At 68.0% G+C, this 23,587-nt stretch carries 21 protein-coding genes and 1 pseudogene; 10 read left to right on the forward strand and 12 right to left on the reverse strand.

Annotation, left to right across the window (positions count from 1 at the left end; translation table 11 throughout):
- Nucleotides 1-806: 806 nt before the first annotated feature.
- The 4 genes and pseudogenes from FXF65_RS41795 to FXF65_RS41810 all read left to right on the forward strand — a co-directional run.
- Nucleotides 807-1,721, forward strand: a complete 915-nt coding sequence (locus FXF65_RS41795; protein WP_148356037.1) for an alpha/beta hydrolase family protein — start codon at nt 807-809, stop codon at nt 1,719-1,721.
- Between the two features lie 64 nt (nt 1,722-1,785).
- Complete coding sequence (locus FXF65_RS41800; protein ID WP_246199466.1) at nt 1,786-2,136, forward strand: NAD(P)H-binding protein; 351 nt, start codon at nt 1,786-1,788, stop codon at nt 2,134-2,136.
- 84 nt (nt 2,137-2,220) lie between these two features.
- The gene (locus FXF65_RS41805; protein WP_246199467.1) at nt 2,221-3,171 is read left to right on the forward strand and encodes a phosphotransferase family protein; all 951 of its coding nucleotides are present in this window, start codon (nt 2,221-2,223) and stop codon (nt 3,169-3,171) included.
- A gap of 183 nt (nt 3,172-3,354) precedes the next feature.
- Nucleotides 3,355-3,624: pseudogene (locus FXF65_RS41810) on the forward strand (Scr1 family TA system antitoxin-like transcriptional regulator); the annotation flags it as partial.
- 892 nt (nt 3,625-4,516) lie between these two features.
- Here FXF65_RS41810 and FXF65_RS46360 read toward each other — a convergent pair.
- The 3 genes from FXF65_RS46360 to FXF65_RS41825 all read right to left on the reverse strand — a co-directional run bounded on the left by FXF65_RS46360 (nt 4,517) and on the right by FXF65_RS41825 (nt 5,911).
- Nucleotides 4,517-5,029, reverse strand: a complete 513-nt coding sequence (locus tag FXF65_RS46360; RefSeq protein ID WP_148356040.1) for a DUF6624 domain-containing protein — start codon at nt 5,027-5,029, stop codon at nt 4,517-4,519.
- A 162-nt stretch (nt 5,030-5,191) separates the two neighbouring features.
- The gene (locus FXF65_RS41820; protein ID WP_148356041.1) at nt 5,192-5,509 is read right to left on the reverse strand and encodes a hypothetical protein; all 318 of its coding nucleotides are present in this window, start codon (nt 5,507-5,509) and stop codon (nt 5,192-5,194) included.
- A 108-nt stretch (nt 5,510-5,617) separates the two neighbouring features.
- Entirely contained in the window at nt 5,618-5,911 is a 294-nt protein-coding gene (locus FXF65_RS41825) for a DUF2971 domain-containing protein (protein WP_148356042.1), read from the reverse strand.
- A 309-nt stretch (nt 5,912-6,220) separates the two neighbouring features.
- Between FXF65_RS41825 and FXF65_RS41830 the strand changes: the two genes are divergently transcribed.
- Nucleotides 6,221-6,565: a hypothetical protein gene (locus FXF65_RS41830; protein WP_148356043.1), complete on the forward strand. Its 345-nt coding sequence runs from the start codon at nt 6,221-6,223 to the stop codon at nt 6,563-6,565.
- 332 nt (nt 6,566-6,897) lie between these two features.
- On the opposite strand, the gene FXF65_RS41835 is transcribed toward FXF65_RS41830, so the two are convergent.
- Nucleotides 6,898-7,215, reverse strand: coding sequence for a MerR family transcriptional regulator (locus FXF65_RS41835; protein WP_246199468.1), 318 nt, complete (start codon nt 7,213-7,215; stop codon nt 6,898-6,900).
- 337 nt (nt 7,216-7,552) lie between these two features.
- On the opposite strand from FXF65_RS41835, the gene tdh reads away from it, so the two are divergent.
- The 3 genes from tdh to FXF65_RS41850 are packed head-to-tail and all read left to right on the forward strand — an operon-like array spanning nt 7,553 to nt 10,814.
- A complete protein-coding gene (gene tdh, locus FXF65_RS41840) occupies nt 7,553-8,581 on the forward strand; it encodes an L-threonine 3-dehydrogenase (protein ID WP_148356044.1) in 1,029 nt (342 codons plus the stop codon).
- A gap of 54 nt (nt 8,582-8,635) precedes the next feature.
- Nucleotides 8,636-9,829, forward strand: a complete 1,194-nt coding sequence (locus tag FXF65_RS41845) for a glycine C-acetyltransferase (protein WP_148356045.1) — start codon at nt 8,636-8,638, stop codon at nt 9,827-9,829.
- 4 nt (nt 9,830-9,833) lie between these two features.
- Nucleotides 9,834-10,814, forward strand: coding sequence for a LysR family transcriptional regulator (locus FXF65_RS41850; RefSeq protein ID WP_148356046.1), 981 nt, complete (start codon nt 9,834-9,836; stop codon nt 10,812-10,814).
- A gap of 4 nt (nt 10,815-10,818) precedes the next feature.
- On the opposite strand, the gene FXF65_RS41855 is transcribed toward FXF65_RS41850, so the two are convergent.
- On the reverse strand, nt 10,819-11,448 hold the full coding sequence (locus FXF65_RS41855) for a FadR/GntR family transcriptional regulator (protein ID WP_148356047.1): 630 nt from the start codon (nt 11,446-11,448) through the stop codon (nt 10,819-10,821).
- Nucleotides 11,449-11,895: 447 nt separating this feature from the next.
- Between FXF65_RS41855 and FXF65_RS41860 the strand changes: the two genes are divergently transcribed.
- Nucleotides 11,896-13,008: a mandelate racemase/muconate lactonizing enzyme family protein gene (locus FXF65_RS41860; RefSeq protein ID WP_148356048.1), complete on the forward strand. Its 1,113-nt coding sequence runs from the start codon at nt 11,896-11,898 to the stop codon at nt 13,006-13,008.
- 64 nt (nt 13,009-13,072) lie between these two features.
- Nucleotides 13,073-14,365 (forward strand): NAD(P)/FAD-dependent oxidoreductase, encoded by a 1,293-nt coding sequence (locus FXF65_RS41865; RefSeq protein WP_187412811.1) that lies wholly within the window; start codon nt 13,073-13,075, stop codon nt 14,363-14,365.
- Here the strand turns inward: FXF65_RS41865 and FXF65_RS41870 are convergent.
- From FXF65_RS41870 to pflA, 7 genes are all read right to left on the reverse strand, one after another.
- Entirely contained in the window at nt 14,362-16,005 is a 1,644-nt protein-coding gene (locus FXF65_RS41870) for a DUF885 family protein (RefSeq protein ID WP_148356050.1), read from the reverse strand. The genes FXF65_RS41865 and FXF65_RS41870 overlap by 4 nt on opposite strands.
- A gap of 59 nt (nt 16,006-16,064) precedes the next feature.
- Complete coding sequence (locus tag FXF65_RS41875; RefSeq protein ID WP_246199469.1) at nt 16,065-17,015, reverse strand: ABC transporter ATP-binding protein; 951 nt, start codon at nt 17,013-17,015, stop codon at nt 16,065-16,067.
- Complete coding sequence (locus FXF65_RS41880; RefSeq protein WP_246199470.1) at nt 17,012-17,857, reverse strand: ABC transporter ATP-binding protein; 846 nt, start codon at nt 17,855-17,857, stop codon at nt 17,012-17,014. The genes FXF65_RS41875 and FXF65_RS41880 overlap by 4 nt, the downstream gene beginning before the upstream one ends.
- Nucleotides 17,854-18,672: an ABC transporter permease gene (locus FXF65_RS41885; protein WP_246199471.1), complete on the reverse strand. Its 819-nt coding sequence runs from the start codon at nt 18,670-18,672 to the stop codon at nt 17,854-17,856. Before FXF65_RS41885 ends, FXF65_RS41880 begins: the two co-directional genes overlap by 4 nt.
- A gap of 44 nt (nt 18,673-18,716) precedes the next feature.
- Complete coding sequence (locus tag FXF65_RS41890; protein ID WP_222869029.1) at nt 18,717-19,811, reverse strand: ABC transporter permease; 1,095 nt, start codon at nt 19,809-19,811, stop codon at nt 18,717-18,719.
- Nucleotides 19,786-21,243 carry an ABC transporter substrate-binding protein gene (locus tag FXF65_RS41895; RefSeq protein ID WP_246199473.1) on the reverse strand — a complete coding sequence of 486 codons (1,458 nt, stop codon included), beginning with the start codon at nt 21,241-21,243 and terminating at the stop codon, nt 19,786-19,788. Before FXF65_RS41895 ends, FXF65_RS41890 begins: the two co-directional genes overlap by 26 nt.
- Before the next feature lie 1,178 nt (nt 21,244-22,421).
- Entirely contained in the window at nt 22,422-23,192 is a 771-nt protein-coding gene (gene pflA, locus FXF65_RS41905; protein WP_148356055.1) for a pyruvate formate-lyase-activating protein, read from the reverse strand.
- Between the last annotated feature and the right edge of the window lie 395 nt (nt 23,193-23,587).

Genomic DNA, 23,587 nt, shown 5'->3' on the forward strand with positions numbered 1-23,587 from the left:
CTCACCAGCGCCCGCCGACACCGTCGCGACCGCCGCACCCGACCGGATCAAAGTCCACCCGGTATCCCTCCACAAGCCGTGAGGGTGGTCCGCCGCGGCGGCACCGTGACCACCCATGCGGCTGCCCCACAACGGACACACCGGCGCACGACAGTTCAGCGTGCGTCAGCCAGAACCGTCGGTCACCTGCCGACGATCCGGTTCTGTGTCCCGTAGGTGCGGCGGCCACCCGCAGCGCTCTGTCGGGGCAGCAGGCGCAGCTTGGCCGGGTCCGCCCAGAGTTGACGGACGCGCCCGATCAGCGCCTGGGCGTCGCCGTCCCGTCGTCGGCCATCTCTACGACCAAGCCCGGCAAGCGTGTGCCCGGCTGCGAATGAGCGCGCTTCGGCCAGATCGGTGGTGATCAGTGAAGGGATACGCGCAGACATCCGAATCAGCAGTGAGGCAGACGTGCCTATGATCAGCGACGGTTCCCTCGTTGTTGGCCACGTGGAGTCTGGTTGTCGAACGTCCTGAACCAGGCCGCAGGCCGCAGGTCTCCGACGTCGGCTAGGCGGTTGGTTTGGTCTGGTGCACCGTTGCCGGAGGTCGGCGAGACGGCTCGCGGTATGCCGGGCCCCTCGTTCCGGCGGCGGGTGGCCGTATCCCCAGTGTGGCCTCCTTCCCCCTTCCTTAGTCGGCGCGCGACGCGCCACAGCCAGACTGTGTTGGGGGGCCTTGGGCCCGATAGCCGGAATCGCGAGCGACTAAATGGGCACCTGAGATGCGGAGACCACGATGGCAAGGAACCCGAAGGAGAGACGACCATGGACGAGCAGCAGGCCCAAGCGGCGTTCGACAACTTCGTCCAGCTATGGACCACCGGAACGACCGCGGGGCGCCGCGCACCCGTGCTGCGCCGCCCCGACGAGGTGGGGCTGACCTATGAGGACGTCTTCTTCCCCTCAATGGACGGCGTGCCGCTGGAAGGCTGGTTCATCCCGGCCGAGTCGGACAAGCTCGTCATCCACAACCACTTCCTGCCGGGCAACCGCTACGGCTACCCCGGCCACCTGCCGGAGTTCGGCGGGCTCGGCGGCTTCGAGGTCAGCTTCCTGCCCGAGTACCGGGCCCTGCACGACGCCGGCTACAACATCCTCGCCTACGACATCCGCAACCACGGCATGAGCGGGCAGGGCAACGGCGGGATCACCGGCATCGGGCTGCGCGAGTACCGCGACGTCATCGGCTCGCTGCGCTACGCCGCCTCGCGGCCCGAGACCCGGGACATGCGCAAGGTCCTGCTTTCGGTGTGCCTGGGCGCCGACTCCACGGCCGTGGCCTGGTCAAAGCACCCCGAGGAGTTCTCTGAGATCCAGGCGATGGTCATGCTGCAGCCGGTCTCGGCACGTCCGGTGATCGAGGAGTTCGTCAAGGGAATCGGCATGGCCGACGGGTTCGCCAGGTTCGACAAGGCCGTGCACGAGCGGACCGGGTTCCACCTGGACGAGCAGTCTCCGATTGAGCACGTCAAGGCGGTCACCGTTCCCACACTCGTCGCGCAGGTCCACGACGACACCATGACCCGCCCCGAGGACGTCCAGTCGATCTACGACGCCCTCCCCGTCGACGACAAGGACCTGCACTGGATCAGCGGCACCGACCAGCGCTTCCGCGGCTACAACTACTTCGGCGAACACCCCGAAGTCCCGATCAACTGGTTCGACAAGCACCTTCGGTGACCCCCAGCCCGCAGAGGGCGGCAGAAGGCGTTCGCCCTTCGAAGGACCATTGGGGGAGGAACCCATGCCGAACGTGCTGGTCCTGGGCGCCAGCGGACGGACCTCACGACTGGCGACCGACATGCTCGCCGACAACGACGCCGACCTGACACTGTTCGTGCGCGCCCCGGACCGCCTCACCGACGCGCCCGCCTCGGCCCGCGTCGTTGCAGGCGACGTCCTCGACCGCGACCGGCTGGCCGATGCGGTACGCGGCCAGGACATCGTCTACGCCGACCTCGCCGGCGCCCTCGACACCCAGGCCGAGCGCATCGCCGAGGCGATGACCGACCAAGGCGTCCCGCGCCTGATCTTCATCACGTCACCGACATCATCGCCTCCCCCGGCCTGTGGCCGAGCTCGAACCTGGGAGTGAACAAACCCGGCACCGACGGCGACACACTGTTCAATGCTGCTGCGGTGGCTCAGGTCGACCGTGCAGCGAAATCCCCATGCATGTGTGTCCGCGTTCTTCCTAGAATTGGATCTTGTGTTGTCCCGTCCTTCCTCCATCAGTGACGAGGCGATCGCGCATGGGGTCGCCACGCACTGGCTGCCCGAGATTGCCGATATCAGCTACCTGCCGTGGGGTTTCGGCGCGCACCATTGGCGTGCGACCGGCGGGGGCACCACTCTGTTCGTAACGTTGGACCAGTTGGAGCCCCGGCATACCGCGACGTCCCTGGAGGCTGCCTACGCTGGGGCTGCCGCACTGGCCGTCGCTGGTCTGGACGTGGCGTGTGCGCCGTTGCCCGCCCGGTCCGGGCGGTTCACCCTCGACGTCGGGGCCGGTGTGCTCAGCGTGACGCCGTGGTTGGAGGGTCGGAGCCCGACCGAGGCGGAGGCCCGCGAGCCCCGGCATGTTCGCGAGGTCGTTCTCGCGCTGGCCGCGCTGCATCGCGCTGCCCCACTTGATGGCATGCGGTCTTGGACTCCGCAGGTCGGCCCTGACTTCGCCGATGAGTTGCGAGATCGCACCGCCAAGCCCTGGACTAGCGGCCCGTTGGCGGAGCAGGCACGGGTCGCCCTTGCCGCACACGACGATGCGATCAAGGGCTGGACGGGCCGCTACCTGGAACTGGCGGAAATGGCATTCTCCCGTCGGGACTCATGGGTGCCGACACACGGCGAGCCGCATAACGACAACCAGGTCATGACCTCCCACGGGTTGAGGTTGGTCGACTGGGAGTCGCTGGCTCTCGCACCGCCCGAACGAGACTACGCCGATCTGCTCCCGGCGGCAGACCTCTTGCTTCCCGACCCCGCGATGGTCGAGCTGTTCGCGCTGGACTGGCGGCTCTCCGAGATCGCCGAGTACGCGCGCTGGTTCGCCGCTCCGCACACCGGCACCGACGACGACCACACCGCTATGGAAGGGTTGTACGAGGAATTGGCACGGGGCGCGGAATAGGCCCGCGTTCCCCGGGTTGTGCCCGGGCGGCACCGATCAGATTGCCGAGCTCGGCGGCGCGTTTGGTCTGCCGAAGACGCGCACGAACCTGCACACCGACGAGGCGGCCTACCAGGACGCCGGTGAGATGGCACAAGGCCTGCCGACGCAGCGTCACGAGGACGGGGGCGTGCCGGGCAGCTCAGGCATGTGCTGACGGTGATGTCGCTGCCAGCGGTGTCGCTGGGCGTCATCCCGTTCACCGGACCGGCCCGCGAGATCTGGCCGGTGCCGACCTTCGACGTCTTCGACGACCGGCGGGGGCACTTCGAGCTGCTGTCGGCCACGGTGACCATCACCGCGCCCACCGAGGTCGGCGTCGACGTCAAGGCCCACGCGCAGCTGGCCGGAGCCTCGGTCCACGGCGCCGCCGCACGCGCCCTCATCACGGCAGCCATCGACACGCTCGGGTAGATCGACCGCCACACTCGGGCACATTCGTGGACCACAACCCGCGCGAAAGACCAAGCCGGTGAAGCCAGCACCGATGACGCCGCCCCGGGCTCGATGGGCACGCTGAACCGGCAGGACCGGGCGGACCAACCCGCCCCGGCACACCCGCAGCCCCCGGCAGGCCCGTCGTGCCCGCTCACTCGTCCCGGCCCGGCATCTCCCATCACGCCGGCGGAGACGCCGAACCGGGCGGTGCCGTTCACAGAGCCTCAGCACTACACTGCCAGCCGCCGCCGGATCCTGCTCTGGTACTGCGGCAGCTTCGAGCCGACTTTCCGCGCTGGGCGATCCTGTGCATCGCGCCCAACCAGTGGATCGCGGTTCGCGGTAGCCACCAGACCCTCACCGGCCACACCCCTATCGAGTTGCGCGCGGCGCTCGACGCGACTCGCACCACCGGTACCCGAGGCTGGCCGATGTCTGCCGCACCACCAGGGACTCGCCCGCCCTCGGCCAGCGAGCCCCGTTCAACAGGCCCCGCTCCGTTCACCATTGGGCTCGGCCGAGCTGATATTCCGCGTTAACCCTTAGGTCACCATCATTCACAGTGCTGGCGACGCACGAAATATGCCACCAATGAGTTCAAGAGGAGAGAGCGGTGAGCACCATGCTCCGGCCGTGGGGTGCGACGAGGCTGGCCCCGTTCACGGGCCCGGTCGGCGCCGGGCACGCCCGAGACACGGTCGGGCGAGGTCATACCGCCCGCCATAGGACGGCTCTGCGGTCCATCAGAGTTTGAAGACGTTTGGTCAGTTCAGCGGCGATGTCGAGGCGGCCTGGGGCTGAGCGGATGTAGATCGCGAATGACGGCCATGTGCTACCGAGCCGACCGGAGAGCACGTGGCGGAGGCCGTCATTGATTGTGTTCGCGGACCGCCTTGAGGTAGTCAGCCAGTGGCGATAGTCCTACTGCGGCACGGCGGTCGTCGACCCTCTCGGGTTCCTCCAACGGAGCCGGAACCAGGTCACCATCGTCGGTTGTGGCGAGTTGCGTTCCATACAGTTGGGGTCGTCCGGAGTTTCGTCGGCATCGGTCTTCGAGGTAGGCCAGATCTGCCGGTCGTGCTTGGCCATCAGCGGCGGCTTGGCGCATCAAGGTCAGAAACCTGCGTTGCTGGGCTGGGGCGGCGTCGGCATGCTGGGCGATCAACCATGCGGCGTGAGCCGCGGCGGCGCCGACCCGGTCGGCCCGAGGCCAGCCGTGCTCGGCCACTAATCCTGTCAGCCACCGGGTGTTGTCGGCGTCCACCTGACCGGTGTGCTCTCGTTCCCGCTCGCTCCACCGCCCACCTGCGGCGTTCCTGCGGGCCTGCTGATCAAGGTCTCGCCGCCGGACCAACTCGGCAGCCACGTCACTAACGTCCACACGGTCTCCGCTCTAAGCCTGCCGAAGTGATGACGTGTTCAGGTTGCGACCACTTCATGGCGGGAGGCAATCCAGATCGTTGGAGCCCACATGAGCACTGGATTGCCGTCCGTGGTGAACGCGCATCCGGAATGTCTCAGGCCCCGGCCGCCCGGCCTGGTCCTAAGCTGACCACGCAGTCTCCACGTCGTCCCACAAACGCGCCGGGCCCGCCTGCCGGACGATGTGCCCGTGCCCGCGGTCGGGGGCGAGGGCGGCGGCCGACCCGGTGGTGACATCGATCAGGTGCAGCAGCACATCCCCATCCGCAGTCCGATCGAGGGCCAGTTGGGCGGCCGGAACGGCGAGTTGAGCCAAAAACCGGCCGAAGAACCCCTCCTCGGTGGTCTCGTCCAGTCGGCCGGGACTGTGCCGGACCGGACGCGGCGACGCGTCACGGGCGAGGCTGGCCCAATGTGTGGCCTTTCCCAACAGGGCCATACGGGCAATTTACATGTCCGCTTGAATGCCTGGAGTGCACCGGGAAAGTTTCGCTGCAGGTCGTCCAGCACTTGGCGTATGACATCGTCAACCGACTGGGCATCAGTGTCACAGGAGTGGTTCTAAATAGGCGTTCGAGTTACACCTTGGGTAGGTTGAGGTTCTCCACGCTTGACGAGTCCGTGGATGCGCGTGGATCGGCATCACGCCGCTGTACCGATAGTGGATGGGGCCGTGGAAACGTAGAATTCCCCGCAATTGCGGTGTGGTCATGAAGCGTTCGATGAGTTTGCGTTTATCAAACTCTATGCAGATGCCTGTCCCACCGCCACCGTAATGCGCCCAGAGCGACAGGTGCGCCCAGCCACGCAGCGCATCGTCGGAGGGCATCTCGTCCCCCATGGCCTGACGTCCTGGGCCAGGCGGACCACCTTGGCATGGGCGCGGGGGCCCTAGGGCCCCACATAGGGCCCTAGGGCCCTAGGGCCATTAGGGCCCTAGGGCCCTAGAGGCCGGTGGGCGGGTGCGGCATCGTAGCCCGCGGCAGGAACGTTCCACGCCGAAGTGCGGCGAGCGCCCTGCCGGCTTCCTTTCGGTCTCGTTTTCAAGACCGGTTCCCGCTCTGATCAGAGGAGTGTGCATATGAGAATCTCCATCGGCCGCGTCGCCGCCCTTTCGCTCGCTGTACCGGCAGTGGTCGGAGGTCTCTCCGTGCCTGGTGAGGCCGCCACCGCCCCCGCCCAGCCCGTCCAGACCGTCCAGGCTTCCTCGTGCGGCGGCAACATCGTGACCACCCCGGCGCAGTGGAGCCCGGGCGTGGGCAGCTGCTCCATCTTCGGGAGCAAGGGCCGGAAGGTCACCTTCCACTGGAACGTGTACGGAAACCAGAACACCGCGTTCAACGTCCGCGGGTTCGACTCCAAGGGCAAGGCGTACTGGCACAAGTGCGGCACGGGCGGCGGAACCTGCGTCGTTCCGTGGGGCAACGTCGCCGCGGGCGTCAAGGTCCGCGGATGGACCCCCGGCGGCGCAGCCACGATCCGGTTCACCTACTAGTCACCACCAGGCGCGACCCCCGAAGGGGGGCGTGCCCACAAGTCGGTGACCCCGACGCCGCCGCGAGCCCCCGGCGGCGATGACGGTCCGCCGCGTCCCTTCCCCCGGAGCGCGCGGCGGACCGTTCCCTTTCTCCCTGCAGTTCCGCGGTAGAAGCTGTCCAGGCCCAGGTCGTACCACGTACAGACGGGCGGCCGCCGCCGGACTCCTCGTTTTGCACCGCCGCCTTGGCGTAGCCCCGGGGCGACGAGCACGCGCCGTTCCGGACAACCGCCTCAGGAGCAGGCCCGGGGCGTCGTGCACGACCTACCGGAGAGCGCAGCCGGGGCCTGCTAAGCCGACCCCTTCTGCGGCGAGGCGTGTGACACGCGGTCCCGCTGGAGCTGGGCGTTGATGCGCTGGGCTTCGGCGAGCTGGTCTTCCAGGACGATGATGCGGCATGCCGCCTCCAGCGCCGTGCCCTGATCGACCAGGTCACGAGCACGTTGCGCCAGCCGGAGCTGGTAGCGGGAGTAGCAGCGATGCCCGCCGGGCGAGTGTTGCGGCACGATCAGCTGGCTCACCGGGTCCACCAGCAGCAGCCGCGCCAGCCAGGCCCTGGCCGCCTGATGTACCCCGAGTTCTGTGGTGTCGGGATACCGGAATCTCATGCCGGTTGTTGGGCTGCGTGGAGTCTTTCGTACTCGACGGGGCTGAGCATCTCCAGGGCGCTGTGGCGGCCTCGGCGGTGCCTACGTGCTGCACCTTCTCGGAGAGGCCCCGCGTCGTGCCTCGTGGCGCGACGGGGTCCTCCCCGTCAGGGCGTGCTTGTGATCATGAAGCTCATCTGTCGTTCTGATTAAGAAAACCTCGATGGACTGAAAGCCTCACCGCCAGGCACATTGAGATGCCAGGGCGCCCATCCGGCGCGGCTTCTCGTCGGCGTCTCAGGCACTGCGCGCCTCCATTTACCCACGGCCATTTCCACTCTCGGCAGGAGTCCCAACAGTGAAAGCACTGGTGAAGGAGGAGGCAGGGCCAGGACTGTCACTTCGTCATGTCCCCGAGCCCGTCACAGGCCGCGGTGACGTGCTCATCAGAGTCCTGCGTACGGGAATCTGCGGTACTGATCTGCACATCCGCGCTTTCGATGGCTGGGCCCGGCGGGCGGTCCGCCCGCCGCTGGTCCTCGGGCATGAGTTCGTCGGCGAGGTCACCAGTATCGGGGGCGACGTCACTGGCGTGCGCGTAGGTGATCTTGTCAGCGGTGAAGGACACCTGGTGTGCGGTACATGCCGCAATTGCCTGGCCGGACGCCGTCACCTGTGCCACCGCACGGTCGGCCTCGGTGTCGGCCGGGACGGTGCCTTCGCCGAGTACGTGGCCCTGCCAGCATCCAACGCATGGGTCCATCACCATCCCATTGACCTCGACACTGCAGCGATCTTCGACCCGTTTGGCAACGCCGTCCACACCGCGCTCTCCTTCCCCCTGGTCGGGGAGGACGTGCTTGTTACCGGCGCTGGGCCGATCGGCATCATGGCCGCCGCCGTGGCTCGGCACGCGGGCGCCCGCAACATCGTTATCACGGACGTCAGTGAGTACCGACTGGAACTGGCCCGCAGGGTCGGTGTCAGCCTGACGCTCAACGTCGCCAAGACGTCCGTCGCCGAGGCCAAGGAGCGTCTAGGGCTGCAAGAGGGCTTCGACATCGGCCTAGAGATGTCCGGCCGGCCCGAGGCCCTGCGCGGCATGATCGCGAACATGACACACGGCGGCCGCATCGCGATGCTCGGCCTGCCGACGGAGGAGTTCGCGGTGGACTTCTCGCGCATCGTCACCTCCATGATCACGATCAAGGGCGTCTACGGCCGCGAGATGTTCGAGACCTGGTACGCGATGTCGGTCCTGATCGAGGGCGGCCTCGACCTCAGTCCGGTGATCACCGGTCGCTATCCGTACCAGGACTTCGAAGCCGCCTTCGACGACGCGGCGAGCGGCCAATGCGGCAAGGTCGTCCTCGACTGGACGGCCTGATCACCGGACCCGGCCCCGCCCGAACGGCACCCTCATCTCCAGGAGACTTCCGTCATGTTCGACTCCGTACGCGACGACATGCGCGCGACACTCGAAGAGATTCACCGGGCCGGGCTGCACAAGCCCGAACGCGTCATCGGCACGCCGCAACGCTCCGTCGTCACCGTCACCGGGGGCGGCCGCCCCGGCGAGGTGCTGAACTTCTGCGCCAACAACTACCTGGGCCTGGCCGATCATCCCGAGGTGATCGCGGCCGCCCAAGACGGACTGCGGCGCTGGGGCTACGGCATGGCGTCGGTCCGCTTCATCTGCGGTACCCAGGAGGTGCACCGGGAACTGGAGGCGCGGCTTTCCAGCTTTCTCGACAGTGAGGACACCGTCCTTTTTGGCTCCTGCTTCGACGCGAACTGCGGCGTCTTCGAAACCATCCTCGACGAACGCGACGCCGTCATCTCCGACGAGTTGAACCATGCGAGCATCATCGACGGCATCCGGCTGTCCAAGGCGCGTCGTCTGCGCTACGCCAACCGTGACATGGCCGGCCTGGAGGAGCGGTTGAAGGAGGCCGCCGGGTCCCGGCGACGCCTGATCGTCACCGACGGTGTCTTCTCCATGGACGGCCACCGCGCGCCGCTCGGCGAGATCTGCGACCTCGCCGGACGGTACCACGCGATGGTCATGGTCGACGACTCCCATGCGGTCGGCTTCACCGGCCCTCACGGCCGCGGCACTCACGAACTGTGCGGCGTGATGGACCGGGTCGACATCATCACCGGCACGCTCGGTAAGGCGCTGGGCGGCGCCTCCGGCGGGTACGTCGCCGCCCGTTCCGAGATCGTCGACCTGCTGCGCCAGCGTTCTCGCCCCTACCTGTTCTCCAACTCCGTCGCTCCGGTGATCGCCGCCGCCTCCCTTAAGGTCCTGGACCTGCTGGAGAATTCGGCCGCGTTGCGGCGGCGGCTGGCTGACAACACCGCTCTCTTCCGTTCACACATGACCGGGGCCGGTTTTGAGATCCTTCCCGGCGACCACCCGATCGTCCCGGTCATGATAGGCGACGCAGCCAAGGCCGCGCGGATGGCCGAGCTTCTGCTGGAGCAGGGCCTCTATGTCATCGGCTTCTCCTATCCGGTCGTCCCGCATGGGCGGGCCCGGATCCGGGTGCAGTTGTCGGCCGCCCACACAGCCGCCGACGTGAACAGGGCCGTTGCTGCCTTTGTCACTGTTCGTGGCCTTCTGGCAGGATGATGAGGTGATTGACGCGCGACGGCTGCGCACGTTGCAGGCCGTGGCGGAGCACCGCACGGTGACCGCCGCGGCGGCCGCGCTGTACCTCACCCCGTCCGCTGTGTCCCAGCAATTGGCGGCGCTGGAGCAGGAGACCGGCCACAAGATCCTGGAACGCGACAAGCGAGGGGTGAGGCTCACCCCCGTCGGGAAGATCCTGCTTAACCATGCCCATGTCGTCCTCGCTCAGATCGAACGTGCCGAGGCCGAGTTGGCGGCCTATGCCTGCGGCGCGGCCGGCAAGGTCACCGTCGCCTCGTTCGCCACGGGCATCGCTCTCGTGCTGGCTCCCGCCGTCACCGCCCTCGCGACCGCCGCGCCCGGCATCGAGATCCAGGTCCGGGACGCCGAGGGCGACGAGAGTCTCCCCATGGTGCTCGACGGCCGCGCCGACGTCGCCGTCGCCGTCGAGTACCGGGGCGCACCGAGCGCCGATGACCGGCGGCTGGCACGGTTCCCGTTGTACGCCGAGCCGTTCGACGCCGTCCTTCCCCGGGGCCATCGGCTCGCCGGTGACGGGAGCGTTGCGGTGGCCGCTCTCGCGGGAGAGCGCTGGATCGGGCCCTATCCCGGCAACCCGTGTCACGACGTGGTGATCCTCGCATGCGAGTACGCGGGCTTCGAACCCCGGATGGAGCACTTCTCCGACGATTTCAGGGCTGTCGTCGCGCTCATCGCCGCCGGCGCCGGAGTCGCCCTCGTCCCCCGCTCGGCGCTGCGCGACGTCGACCTATCCCATGCGATCGTCCGGCCGGTCGACGGGGTGGTCGCCACCCGCCGCGTCTTCGCCGCCGTACGCCGGGGCGCCGAGGCACACCCGCTGCTGCGTCCCGTGCTCAACGCCCTGAACACCGCGGCCGAGGCCATCCCGTCCGGCGGGGGGAACACCACCCGGCGGGAGCCCGCTCTTGGGCCTCAGAACGGCCTGGACGATCGCCGCCGCTGATGGGTCATCGCGACGGGTGGGAGAACAGCACCCGGCGCGTGCGATGCAGATGGCCGCGCACGAGGTCCTTCGCCGCCTCACTGTCGCGCGCGGCGATCGCTGCGGCGATACCTTGGTGCTCCGCGCGCATATGCTCCAGCTCGTCGGGGTCCTGGTAGTGCTCGCGCTGGTGCAGCTCGCCCGCGAGCTCGGCCTGCTGGCGCACCAGTCGCTCCAGCACGAAGTTGTGGGTGGCTGCCGCCACGGCGCAGTGGAACGCCAGGTTGTCCTCCCAGGAGGCGAGCCGGCCAGCGAGCACCGCCAGGCTCTGGGCCTGCTCGGCGGTGCGACGCTGGCAGGCGAGCGCGGCGACCTGGACCTCCAGGAGCGTGCGTGCCTCCAGCACGTCCGCGATCGAGGCGACCTCAACCGAGGCGCGCGCGCCCAGGTCGGCAACGTGCGCGACGGCGGCTTCGCGCAAATATCGGCCCGAGCCCCGGACCGTGCGCAGCAGCCCCCGATCTTCCAGCACACCGAACGCCTGGCGCAGGACGTTACGGCTCACTCCAAACAGCTCCGCCAGCTCACGCTCGGTCGGCAGGGCGTCGCCCGGCCGCAGGCCACGGGCCTCGACCAGTTCCAGCATGCTGTCCACGACCGCCTCGTACCTCCTGCGCGACTGTGGAACCAGCAAGGTCGGTGCTTCCTGAGCCGTCGAAGCCACCACACCGTCCCTTCATTGGGATTCCCAATAGACCGTCACTAAGGGCCATTCTAGCGCTGCGGTCCTTTCCTTCCGCGCAACGCCGCCTCGATCACGGATCGCGTGGCCAAGCGAGACCTTAGAGCCGAGCTAGGACATGTGTCCGCCACGCTGAGCCGTCAGAGTACCCATGAGCGGCAATGAGCGACTCCCGAAGATCCAATTTCGGCACGGTGGTGGACATGTGGGTGACCCAATTGTTAACGTTGTCGGCGTCGCCGAGTTCATCGGGAGGAGCGTTCCCGAGACACGCCCGCCGGAGACGCGTCGCCGAGCCATTGATCGCAGCCTCGGCACGCTCCGAAAAGAACACTGTTCGGCAAGGAGCCCGCACATCCCATGAAGATCAGTTCCGTTGAGGCGGTCCCCCTCCTCGCGTCCTTCAAGACGATGTTTCGATTCGGCACCAGCGACCGGTCCGCCTCACCGAACGTCGTGGTGATCATCCGCACGGACGAAGGCCCGACCGGCTACGGAGAGGCCTGCCCCGTCCCGGCCTTCACCAGCGAGACGCAGAATTCCGTCGTGGAACTCCTCGAAGAGCGTGTAGCACCGGTCCTCGTCGGCCGTGACCCCAGGCACCGCCTCCCGCTCCTGCACGACCTGGCGCATTCCCTCACCTCCGCCCCCTTCACCCTCGCGGCGGTCGACACCGCGCTGCTGGATCTGGTGGGACGGGCGCTGGACGTGCCGGTGCATACGTTGCTCGGTGGCGGCTTCCGCGAGCGGATCGAGGTACACGGATCGGTCGGCTGGGACGAGAGCGCGGGAATGATGGTGGAGACCGCTCTGAAACAGGCCGACACCTACCGGTGGCTCAAGCTCTACGCGGGCCGCGGCGACGTTGACGCCGACCTCGACCGGCTCCAGGCGGTTCGGGACGCCGTCGGCCCGGACGTCGGGCTGTTCGTCGACATCAACGCCATGTGGACGCCCAGCGACCTGATCCGTGCGCTCTCGCGGATAGAGGCGATCGGTCTGAGCATGCTTGAACAGCCGCTGCCGCGGACCGCCGCCGCCTACCAATACGAGCTGGTCGGCGACCTGCGGGTGGACGTCGCCGCCGATGAGGCCGTCCGTACGGTGGCCGACGCGGCCGAGGTTGTCAGGGAGCGTCTCGCGACGGTGGTCAACCTCGGGCACTCCAAGCTCGGCGGCCCCACGGCGGCCCTGCACGCCGCCCAGATCGCCGCCGCCGGCGGCACGGGCGTCATGGTCGGCAGCGTCATCGAGATGGGAGTCGCCACCGCCATGGGCCTGCACCTCGCCGCCGCGCTACCCACGCTGAGTTACCCGTCCTACCTGATGGGCCCGCTCAAGTACCGCCAGCAGATAACCGAACAGCAGGTCGAGGTCATCGACGGACACATCGCCGTGCCCGAGGGGCCGGGTCTCGGATTCACCGTGGACGAGCGGGAACTGCGCAGGTTGGACGCCCGCCGCCACTGCTGACATCCGTCCGACCATGTTCTCCGTCACATGCACCGTACTCTCGCAAGGAAACAGGAGTCCTGCCATGTCCCTGCCCAGTACCGCTGACGTCGTCGTCGTCGGCAGCGGAATCATCGGAGCGGCCGCCGCCGCCGCTGCCGCCGGCCGCGGCGGCAGGGTCGTCCTGCTCGACAAGGAGGACGGACCGGCACGGGAGGCGTCGGGCCGGGCTCAGGGCTCGCTGCGCGTCCAAGGACGGCACGACGCCGAGGTCCCGCTCGCCCGCGAAGCACTCGAGCTGTGGGCCCGCGCCGCCGAGGAGGGCGACTTCGAGCTGGTCACCGGCGGCAACCTGTACCTCCGTACCAGCGACGAGGAACTACCCGTTCTGCGCCGCCTTGTCGAGCAGGCCCACCGGGCGGGGCTGCACAGCGTCGAACTACTCGACGCCGAACGGACCCGCGAACTCGTCCCCAGCGCCACAGGCCCCCTTCTCGGGGCGATGTGGAGCCCGATGGACGCCCACTGCCAGCCCCGCAAGGGCACCGAGCACTACGTCCGCCGCGCCGGACGCGCCGGGGCACACCTTGCGTACGGGGTCAAGGTCACCCGGCTCCTGCAGACCCGCGGCAGGATCACCGGCGTGGACTCCACCGCGGGACCCGTCCACGCAGACGCGGTCGTGGTCGCGGCCGGTGTCTGGGCGCCCTACCTCGCCAAGACCGTCGGCCTCAAAGTTCCGATCATGCCGGTGGTCATGTCGGAGCTGGAGACGGAGCCGATGAAACCCCTGTTCTCCCAGACGATCCGCGCCTTCGGGTTCGGTGCCCGCCAGCGTCCGTGCGGCAGGGTCGTCGTCAGTGCGGGTCTCAACGCCAAGGTCTCACACGGGGTGTCGCTGTCCGACCTCCACGGGCTGCGCTACTGGCTTCCACGGGCTATATCGTTCCGTGAGAACCTCAGATTGACCATTGACACCCGCCGCATCCTCGAACAGCTCCGTCGCCGGTCAAGCCTCAGCATGGCCTTGGTGCCTCACAGGTCGCCGGAGCCGCAGATCGACCGCCCTCTTGTCGACGGCTCGCTGGTCCGGCTGGCCACCGTCATCCCCGAGCTCCGCGATGCCAAGGCCGCGCGGTACTGGGCTGGTCTGGTCGACATGACACCGGACGGCCTCCCGATCATCGACGGCGCCGCGGGGCCGCAGGGCCTCACCGTGATCGCGGGCCTGTCTGGGCACGGTTTCACGCTCGGCCCGGTACTCGGCGAGATCGCCGCCGATCTGTCCCTGGACGGCAAGACGTCGCGTCCCATTGACGCGTTCCGGCTCTACCGCTACAGCGCGGGCCAGATCGATCGCCCCGAGATGATGGTCTAGCGGAGAGGCCGGCCAGCGCCCGCGAGCCGGTCGGCCTCGTCGAGGTGGTCCCGCAGGCCGAGGAATTCCCAGCGCTGCAAAGCGATGGGGATGTTGCCCTCTCGCCACAGCCGCTCGTGAAAGGCTTGCAGGTCGAAGTCATCCAGCTCACGTTCGCTCGCACTGAGCAGATCGAGAATCTGCAGCTTGCCGATCTGATAACTCAGTCCTTGGCCCGGATTGCCAGCGAAGAACACCGCCTCCTGCCAGGCCGTCTCACCGTCCAGGGGGACCATGGTGACGAGGAGATCGGCGGCCTCGCCGAGGGTGAGGTCCCCGGCCGCCAGCCCCAGGTCGGTTTCGACGCGCAGGGCACGCAGCCGCATCGAGTTCGCCATGAAAACGGCGCTGGCCGGGGAGTCCGCGAACAGTCCCGACAGCAGCATCAGTTCTTCGTGATAGAACGCGAGACCTTCGTTGGGCGCGGAATCGTAGAAGTTACGGCGCGCCGGATCCGGATGCTGCCAGGACCATGCCAGCTGGTGAGCGTGGACGCCCTCATGGACGATCCCGGTCCGCGGATCCAGCACCTTTGCTTGCTGGAAATACGACAGTCCGGGTTCTGGGGCTCTCACGTAGCGCACCGCGTCCTCACCGGCGCTCGCCTGGGAGGTGATGTAATGCGGCACGCCAAGCCAGGTCAACGGCTCAAGATAGGACGGCACGGGTTCAAAGCGGTAATGCCGCAGATCTTCAGGGAGACGGAGAATGCCTTGCTCGGCGTAGAAGCGGCGCACGGCGCGTTCCTGGGAGTGCTGTAGACCGATGTAGTTCTGCTCCTGGGGAGCACTCCGCTGTTGTGATCGGCGGCTTTGGCGGCGTGCGATCGCCTCGGCCGCGACGGATCGGTGGTGCTCCTGACGCGCCATGACACGCATCTGCTGAGGCGTATAGGGCAGCAGGGCGACCTTGTGTAGGAAGAAGTTCAGCGCCTGTTCTCCCACGGCCGCCTCCCCGGGATGATCCTGGTCCTGTAGCCAGTCCTGGAAGGCCGTGAGTTGCCGGGCAGCCTCCTGGGTCACTGTGGGCAGGGCCCTCGCGTGGAGTTGCGGCAGCAGGGGCGCGAGGGACGCCATCGCCTCTTCGAGTCGTTCTGCGCTTTCGGCGAGGAGCTTCAGGGCTTGCGTTGCGAAGGGCTCGGCCGCGTGCCCGAGCAGATTGGTCCGCGCCTGCGCCAAGACGCGGGGCACGTTGGCCAGGTTTTCGATGATCGCCGCAGCACGTGCACCGTCGAAGGGTGGCGGCGGGAGCAGCAGGTTGAAGACCGGTATAAGGCTCTGGTCGATGTAGAAGCAGGGATTGCGCCGCCAGCCGCTCAGCAGGTCCAGTTCCCAGTGGACCCTCGCGAGCGCGGACTCCAGAAGGCGACCGTTCACCCGCACTGGGACGCTCTCGTCTCCCAGGTCAAGGGCCTGATATCGCCTGCTGAACCCGTCGAGCCGGGACCGGCGGGCGGCGACCGCGGCGGCCGACCAGTCGGAGGTCCACCCGGCCGGCCGGTCCACACGTGGGATGTCGTCGAAGGAGTCCGACTGTGTCCGGGCACGCCAGTGCCAGAAGTCCTTGGTGAGCTGTGCCAGTTGCGCGTTCGGCGGGGTCATTCACCCACTCCTGATGATCGTGTCGAACTGGTGGATCGGCTGGTTCGCGCCGGCGCGTCTCAGGAAGAGTAGAGGCGGCACGCGACACCGTCGGCGGCCAGCTGCGGCTCCTCCCGGTCGCAGCCTTCGAAAGCGAGCGGGCAGCGCGGATGGAAGCGGCAGCCGCTGGGAGGCGCGGCGGCGTCGGAGGCGTCGCCGGGCAGTTCCACTGGGAGGCGGCCCGCGCCGTCGGGGTGCGGTATCGCCGCCAGCAGCGCTCGCGTGTAGGGGTGACGCGGGTTCTCCCATACCTCGGCTGTCGGACCCGTTTCGACGATGCGTCCGAGATACATCACCGCTATCCGGTCGGCGATGAGCCGGACGACGGACAGGTCGTGGCTGATGAACAGCAGGCCGGCGCCGGACTCGACGGCCAGCGCCCGCATCATCCGGGCGACCTGCGCCTGGGCAGAGGCGTCAAGGGCGGAGATCGGCTCGTCACCCACCAGGAGCCGGGGACGGGCGGCCACCGCGCGGGCGATCGCGACGCGCTGTCGCTGCCCGCCGGAGAGCTCCTGCGGATAGCGGTCGGCCAGGTCTTCGGGCAGGCCGACGCGGACAAGGAGGGCTCCGGGTGTCAGCTTCGTGGCGCCCCGCTCGCCGCGTTCGGCGCCGGCGCGGATGCCGTCGGCGATCTGAGCGCTGACACGGCGGCGCGGATTGAGCGAGCCGTAGGGGTCCTGGAAGACCATCTGCACCCCGGTGAGCGCGGGGGCGCGCCGACGTACCCCGAGGGGGCGCATCGGCCTGCCGTCGAAGAGGATCTCGCCACCGGTCGGAGCCGTGAGGCCGCAAACCGCGCGTGCCAGACTCGATTTGCCGCACCCCGACTCCCCGACGAGCCCGAGGACTTCCCCGGCTCCGAGGTCCAGGCTCACACCGGCGACCGCACGGACCGGTCGGCGGCCGGCTCGGCGGTGCTGGACGACGAGGTCGGAGACGCTGAGCAGCCGGTTCTGCCGCGCCATCATGTCGCGGTCCTTCCAGGAAGGGCTTCGAGCAGCGAGCGGGTGTAACCGTGCCGCGGGGCGGTGAGGACCCGTGCGCGCGGGCCGCTCTCGACGACGCGTCCGTGCTTCAGGACGCTGACTTCGTCGGCTATAGCGGACATCACCCCCAGATCGTGCGTGACCAGGAGGATCGCGAGACCGAGTTCGTCGCAGAGTCCGCGAAGAAGCCGCAGCACCCCGGCCTGGATGGTCACGTCGAGTCCCGTGGTGGGCTCGTCGGCGATGACCACCTTCGGTTCGCAGGCCAGCGCAGCAGCGATGGCGACGCGCTGGCGCATCCCCCCGGAGAACTCGTGCGGATAGCGGCTCAGCGCCTCTGCGGGCGAGGGGATGCGGACCCGGCCGAGCAGATCGGCGGCCCGTCCGCGCGCCTCCTTCCGGCCGATCTTGAGGTGGTGACGGAGGTGATCGGTGAGCTGGTGCCCGATGGTGAGCATGGGGTGCAAGCAGGTGGAGGGGTCTTGGAAGACCATGCTCACGACCCGGCCGCGCACCGCGCCCAACTCGTGAGCGCTGAGCGACAGCAGATCCTCGCCGTCTAGCAGGACTCTTCCTCGCGCCCGGGCACCAGGCGGCAGTAGTCCCATGACGGCGAGGCCGGTCATGGTTTTGCCGGAGCCGCTTTCCCCCGCAAGTCCGTGAATGCCGCCGGGTTTCAGCCTCAGATCGACGCCATGCAGGACCGTGGTGCCCGTGCCCGTCCGACCGGGTAGGGCGACGGTGAGCCCGACGATGTCGAGGATGTCCCGCTGATCCTCCGCGCGCTGCGGTCTCGTCCGTTCCGCGTGGTTGGCTTCGGTCACGCGGCATGCTCCTTCGCCGTTCCGATGGTCTTGGCGGTCCCGGGGTCGAGGGCGTCCCGCAGCGCGTCGCCGAGGAAGTTGAAGGCCAGGACGATCGTCAGGATCGCCAGTCCCGGGAACACCCCGATCCACCAGCTGTCGAACTGCAGGGTGCCGTCCGCGACCATCGAGCCCCATTCCGCGATCGGCGGCTTCGCGCCTAGGCCGAGGAAGGAAAGGCCAGACAACAGCAGGGTGGCGTTGCCGATGTCGAGGGCCGTGAGCACCAGCAGCGGCCCGAGCACGCCGGGGAGGACGTCGACGCGCAACGATCGCCAGGCGGAGAAGCCGAGTAGCCGACCGCTGAGGATGTACTCCTGGGATCGAAGGCCTAGCACCAGTCCGCGGGCCACCCTGGCGAACGGCGGCCATGCGACCAGGAGGATGGCGAGGACGGCGTTCTGGAGGCTGGCGCCCAGCGCCGCGGCGATCACCAGGGCGAGGATGACCGTGGGGAAGGCGAGGACGAGGTCTGCGACCCGCATGATCACCTCGTCCACCCGCCGCCCGAAGTAGCCCGCGAAGCCCCCCAGCACCCCGCCGACGAACAGGGACAGCGCCACCACGGTCAGCGAGAGCGGGATCGACACCCGCGCGCCGTACAGCACACGGCTCAGGATGTCCCGCCCGAGGGCGTCGGTTCCGAACCAGTGCCCCCGGCCGGGCCCGGCCAACCGGGGCAGGCTCTGAGCCAGAGGGTCGTGCGGGGCGAGCAGCGGAGCCGCGAGGCCGGCCAGCAGCCAGAGGAGGGCGACGCCGCTGCCGATGAGCGTCAAGGGCCTGCGGCAAGCCGGGGGCAGGCGTTTGAGGAGACGGAGGTTCACTGGACCCTCGCCCTCGGGTCGATCACGCCGTACAAGACGTCCACCGCCAGATTGACGAAGAGATAGATGGTGCCGATCACCAGCCCGACGCCCATTACCGCGGGCAGGTCGAACGTCGTCGCGCTGCGGAAGGCGTACCCGCCAAGACCAGGCCAGGCGAAGATCGACTCCACCAGTACGGTGCCCGACAGCAAAGCGCCGAAGGCGAGCCCGGCCACAGTGATGACCGGCACCAGCGCTCCGCGCAGGACGTAGTGCACCAGAACGGTCCGCTCGGGCAGTCCTTTGGCCCGCGCGGACCGCACGTAATCCTGGCTCAGCACTTCCAAAACCGCGGACCTCGTGAACCTGGTCAGAAGGCCCACCGTGTGGGCGGTCAGCACTAGCGCGGGCAAGATCAGATGGCTGACCGCGTTCCAGAACGTGAACCACTGCCCGGCGAGGACCGCGTCGACCGTGTACAGGCCCGTGACGTTCGCCGGTGCGGTCACACCGGGATCCAGTCGGCCGCTGCCCGCGGCCCAGCCGAGCTGGTCGAAGAAGACGTAGAACGCGACCAGCGCGAGCCAGAAGGTGGGCATCGAGACGAAGAGCAGGCTGAGCACTCGCAGCACGTGGTCGCCGAGCCGGTTCCGGTGGAGCGCGGAGACGACGCCAGAGGCCACCCCCACCAGCAGCGACAGCAGGATCGCGAGCGCGGCGAGCTCCATGGTCGCCGGGACCGCGGCGCGCAGATCGGTCAGCACGGGCTGATGGCTCTGCTGGGACTGGCCGAGATCACCTCGCGCCAGATCCTCCAGGTACCTGGCGTACTGGATTGGGAGCGGCTGGTCGAGGCCGTGCTGGCGCCTGTATTCGGCGACGGCGGCGGGGTCGCTGCTGGCCTGCTCGCCGAGGTTGGCGGTGGCGGGGTCACCAGGGACCAGGTTGGTCAGCACGAACGTCACCAGCGTGACCCCCACGGCGAGCAGGAGCGCGACGCCGGCCCGTCGGCAGAGGAACCGGACGAGCGGACGACGGTGCCGGGATGCGGATCCCGATCGCCGCCGCCTCGCCCGGTCAGCGCTAGCTGGTGCGGACATCTGCGACATCGATCGTCCAAACCGGGTTGTACTCCACACCGGCGACCGAGGCGGCCGTGACCGTGATCCGGCTTGGCTGGATCAGCGAGACGAACGGGCCCGAGGCGTTGAGCCTGCGCTGGATCTCTTTGTACGCGGCGTTGCGCTCCTCGCTCTTGGTGACCAGACGGGCCTTCTCCACGAGGGGGTCGAGTTCGGCGTCGGCGCTCGCCTTCCAGCCCGCGCGCAGGCCGACCAGGTTGCCGGGCAGGAAGACCAGGTAGTCACTCGGGTCCGGGTAGTCCGGGCTCCACTTCCACAGGCCCATCTGGTTCTTCCCGGCGCGGTACTTGTCCAGTTCGGTGGCGCTCGGCCCCGGGGCGAGGTCTACGGTGATGCCGATCTCCTTCAGCTGGGCTTGAATACGCTCGGCCAGCGGTTGAAGGGTCAGGCCGCCGACTGCCGTGTCATTGGCGTAGCTCAGCGTCACCTTCGGGTGCTTCAGGCCGCCGGCGGCGAGTGCGGCCCTCGCGCCCTCCAGATCACGACCGGTGGCCTCGGAAGGGGGCAGCGAGCCGACGAATGTCGACGGGATGATCCCGGCGGGCTGGGTGGCGCCCTTGCCGGCGAGCTGGAGCAGACCCTGGTAGTCGATGCCCTTGCGCACCGCCTCGTTGAACTTCGGGTCGGCGGTGACGCCGCCGACGCTCTCGTCCTGGTTGAGAAGCAGAAAGACTACGTCCGAGGAGGTCTGGCTGAGCACCTTTACGCCGCCGGTCAGCCGTTGCACCTGGTCGGAACTGAGGTTCAGAGCGATCTGGCTGTCGCCGCGCTGAACGTTGAGCTTCTGGGTCGGTGTCTGGACGTTGCGGAGGATGACCTTGTCGTACGTGGGATCGTCGGGCCCGGTGTACTTGGAGTTCTTCTGTAGGACGACCTGCGTGGTGGTGCTGTAGGCGGTCAGTGTGTACGGGCCGGAGCCGGAGGAGTGTCTGTTGAGGTATGGCTCCGCCTTGTCCGCGCTCGTCTCCGTGCCGCCGTGCGCTCTGACGACCTTGCTGTTGAGAATCCCGAGCGAGGGGTTGGCCAGGATGAACGGCAGCGCGAGATTTGGTTCCTTCGAGGTCAGCGTGACCGTCGAGGCGTCGTTCTTGGTGATCGTCACTCCTTTCAGCAGGAACGAGGGGTTGCCCTTGAGTCCGATCACCCGGTTGAGGGAGAAGACCACGTCATCGGCCGTGACCGGGCTGCCATCGGAGAACGTGCCGCCACGTAGACGCAGCGTGAGCGTCTTTCTGTCCTTGGACTGCTCGTAGGTGGCGAGGTCCGGCACCGGCTTTGTGACGTCGCCGCCCTTGAACGTCAGCAACGTCTGGTAGATCGCCTTGCCGATCGTCTGTCCCGTCGGCTCGAACTGACGCCCCGGATCGGCGCTCTTGAGGTTGAACGTGGTGTCGATCACCAGGATTCTGCCGCCGGATGCGGAGTCGGCAGTGGACCCGGCACAGGCGCTCAGGGACAGCACCGCCGCGCTACAGGCGGCCAGGGACGCGACCAGTGACGGTCTAGTGAGGAAGCTGGGCATGTACGGCTCCGAACTTGGGGGTGGGAACACCTCTACGGTGCGCTGACCCTACTATTGGTTCACCCACATGTCCACGATCTGATGAGTATTGGTATCCAAGGAGCCCAATATCCGATCTGGCTCGCCTCGCTACAGCAAGGGCCCTTCTCCGTCACGGCGCCGCAGACCACCTGGTGCCAGGAGGTTGACCGGTAGTGAAACCCGTATCGAGCGCCGCGGCGACCGCAACCTTGAGGAGTGATTCTCCCGCATCACACAGCAAGACTGGACTCCCAAGTAAACCAATCATCGATCGCCAACCGCCTTTGCAGTCGCTTCGGTCTGTCTAGGCGAAGCCGAACTGCCCACCGCGCAGGGCCCCGGCTGGAGCACGGCCCGCACAGGGTGCCCTATCCGCCCAGCGGCGGATAGCGGCTGGTTCTGGGATCACCAGCCCGATTCGCGAGCGAATACGGCCCGTCGAGGGGTGGTGTGCCCCGTGTTCAGTGGGGTCGGCTTACTGGAATCCTCATGTCTTTGATCATGAGGAGAGACACAGGATGCCCAGGACCTATCCCCCCGGAGTTCCGTCCGCAGGGTGCTGGACTTGGTCAAGGCCGGAAGACCGGTGCGACAGGTCGCAGCGGACCTGCAGATGCCCAGCCAGACCATCTACGTATGCCTCAAGCAGGACCACATCGACGCCGGGCCGGAGCCGGGGCTGACCTCGGCCGACCAGGCGGAGCTCGCGCCTGCCCGGCGCCGGATCGCGCAGCTGGAGACCGAGCTCGAGGTGACCCGGCGGGCGATCGAGCTGGTGAAGCAGGCGGCGCCCCAAAAGACGCTTCGAAGCCATCAAGGTGATGGTCGGCCAGGGGCTTCCCATCAAGGTGTGCTGCCGGGTGCTGGGCGTGCCGGAGTCGGGGTTCCACATGTGGCGCAAGCGCCCGCCGTCACCGCGAGCGATCCGACACGCCTGGCTCACCGAGCAGATCCGACATGTGCACGCCGACTCCCGCGGCACCTACTGCGGCAAGCGCGTTCACGTAGGTAGCGGGGCACTGTTCGGGGCGTGGTCAGCGGCTGTCGATGCCGTGGGCGCGGAAGCGGGCGTGGACGTGTTCGAGGAGTTGCGCGGTGGCCGGTGGAGTGTCGGCGAGCGGGAAGGGGATGCCGAGGCGTTGGTACTTGGGGACGCCGAGACGGTGGAAGGGCAGCACGTCGACGTGTTCGACGTTGGGCAGGGTGGCGACGAAGGACGCGAGGGCGTCGACTTCGTCGTCGCGGTCGTTGCGGCCGGGGACGAGGACGTACCGGACCCAGGTCGGCCGGTCCAGGGCGGCGAGGCGTCGGGCGAACCGCAGCGTCGGGTCGACCTCGCCGCCGGTCAGGGCCCGGTAGGTCCGGGGGTTCCACGCCTTGATGTCGAGGAGGACGACGCCCGTATCGGCGAGCAGGGCGTCGCTCGCGCGGTCGCCGAGGTTCCCGGATGTGTCGAGCGCGGTGTGCAGGCCGAGCCTGCGGCAGCGGCGCAGCAGTTCGCCGGTGAAGGCGGGCTGGAGCAGCGGCTCGCCGCCGCTGATCGTGACTCCTCCGCCCGCGACCTCGATGAAGCGGCAGTACTTGCCGATCTCGGTCATCAACTCGTCCACGGTGATCCGGCGGCTGTCGCGCATTCGCCAGGTCTCGGGGTTCTGGCAGTACAGGCAGCGCAGCGGGCAGCCGCCGGTGAAGACGACGAACCGGGTTCCGGAGCCGTCCACCCCGGTGGAGATGTCCCAGGAGTGGACGGCGCCGGTGAGTGCGGTGGACGTCCCATTTGGACGGTCGGTGGTCTGCGTGGTCATCGGTGTCGCTTCACCTCCGAAGATCCCCGGGTACTCCACGGCCAGGACACACGGTTGACCAAGAAGAAATCTATGACTCGAAGTCTTGGTCTCCTTCTGCCTGTTGCTGTCAACCGTCTCCGTGGATGGTCGCGGGCCGTGCTTCGTCACCCCTGCCGGGATATGCCTCTTCACCTGCGCGTCTGGCAGGTGTGATGCCGCTGTGCGCCCTGTTGGATCCGGTGTTCTGGGATCGCGCGGCGGCAATGTGGAGGGTTGCTAGGGGCCGGCCCTTCGGCGAGCGGCTCCAAAGATCGGCGTGGCGGAGCTTTGCGCACCGTGGCCCTGGTCGGCGCGCCTAAAAGACTACTCTCGGTAGCACTGGAATGCTCTCCGTGATCGAGTCATCTTCTTCT

Source organism: Actinomadura syzygii, from assembly GCF_008085905.1.
GTDB classification, from domain to species: Bacteria; Actinomycetota; Actinomycetes; order Streptosporangiales; family Streptosporangiaceae; genus Spirillospora; species Spirillospora syzygii.

Coding starts and splice junctions, on each gene's coding strand:
- FXF65_RS41795 (WP_148356037.1), top strand. CDS start 807: ATGGACGAGCAGCAGGCCCAAGCGGCGTTCGACAACTTCGTCCAGCTA.
- FXF65_RS41800 (WP_246199466.1), top strand. CDS start 1,786: ATGCCGAACGTGCTGGTCCTGGGCGCCAGCGGACGGACCTCACGACTG.
- FXF65_RS41820 (WP_148356041.1), bottom strand. CDS start 5,509: ATGGCCCTGTTGGGAAAGGCCACACATTGGGCCAGCCTCGCCCGTGAC.
- FXF65_RS41825 (WP_148356042.1), bottom strand. CDS start 5,911: ATGGGGGACGAGATGCCCTCCGACGATGCGCTGCGTGGCTGGGCGCAC.
- FXF65_RS41835 (WP_246199468.1), bottom strand. CDS start 7,215: ATGAGATTCCGGTATCCCGACACCACAGAACTCGGGGTACATCAGGCG.
- FXF65_RS41845 (WP_148356045.1), top strand. CDS start 8,636: ATGTTCGACTCCGTACGCGACGACATGCGCGCGACACTCGAAGAGATT.
- FXF65_RS41860 (WP_148356048.1), top strand. CDS start 11,896: ATGAAGATCAGTTCCGTTGAGGCGGTCCCCCTCCTCGCGTCCTTCAAG.
- FXF65_RS41865 (WP_187412811.1), top strand. CDS start 13,073: ATGTCCCTGCCCAGTACCGCTGACGTCGTCGTCGTCGGCAGCGGAATC.
- FXF65_RS41870 (WP_148356050.1), bottom strand. CDS start 16,005: ATGACCCCGCCGAACGCGCAACTGGCACAGCTCACCAAGGACTTCTGG.
- FXF65_RS41875 (WP_246199469.1), bottom strand. CDS start 17,015: ATGATGGCGCGGCAGAACCGGCTGCTCAGCGTCTCCGACCTCGTCGTC.
- FXF65_RS41890 (WP_222869029.1), bottom strand. CDS start 19,811: ATGTCGCAGATGTCCGCACCAGCTAGCGCTGACCGGGCGAGGCGGCGG.
- pflA (WP_148356055.1), bottom strand. CDS start 23,192: ATGACCACGCAGACCACCGACCGTCCAAATGGGACGTCCACCGCACTC.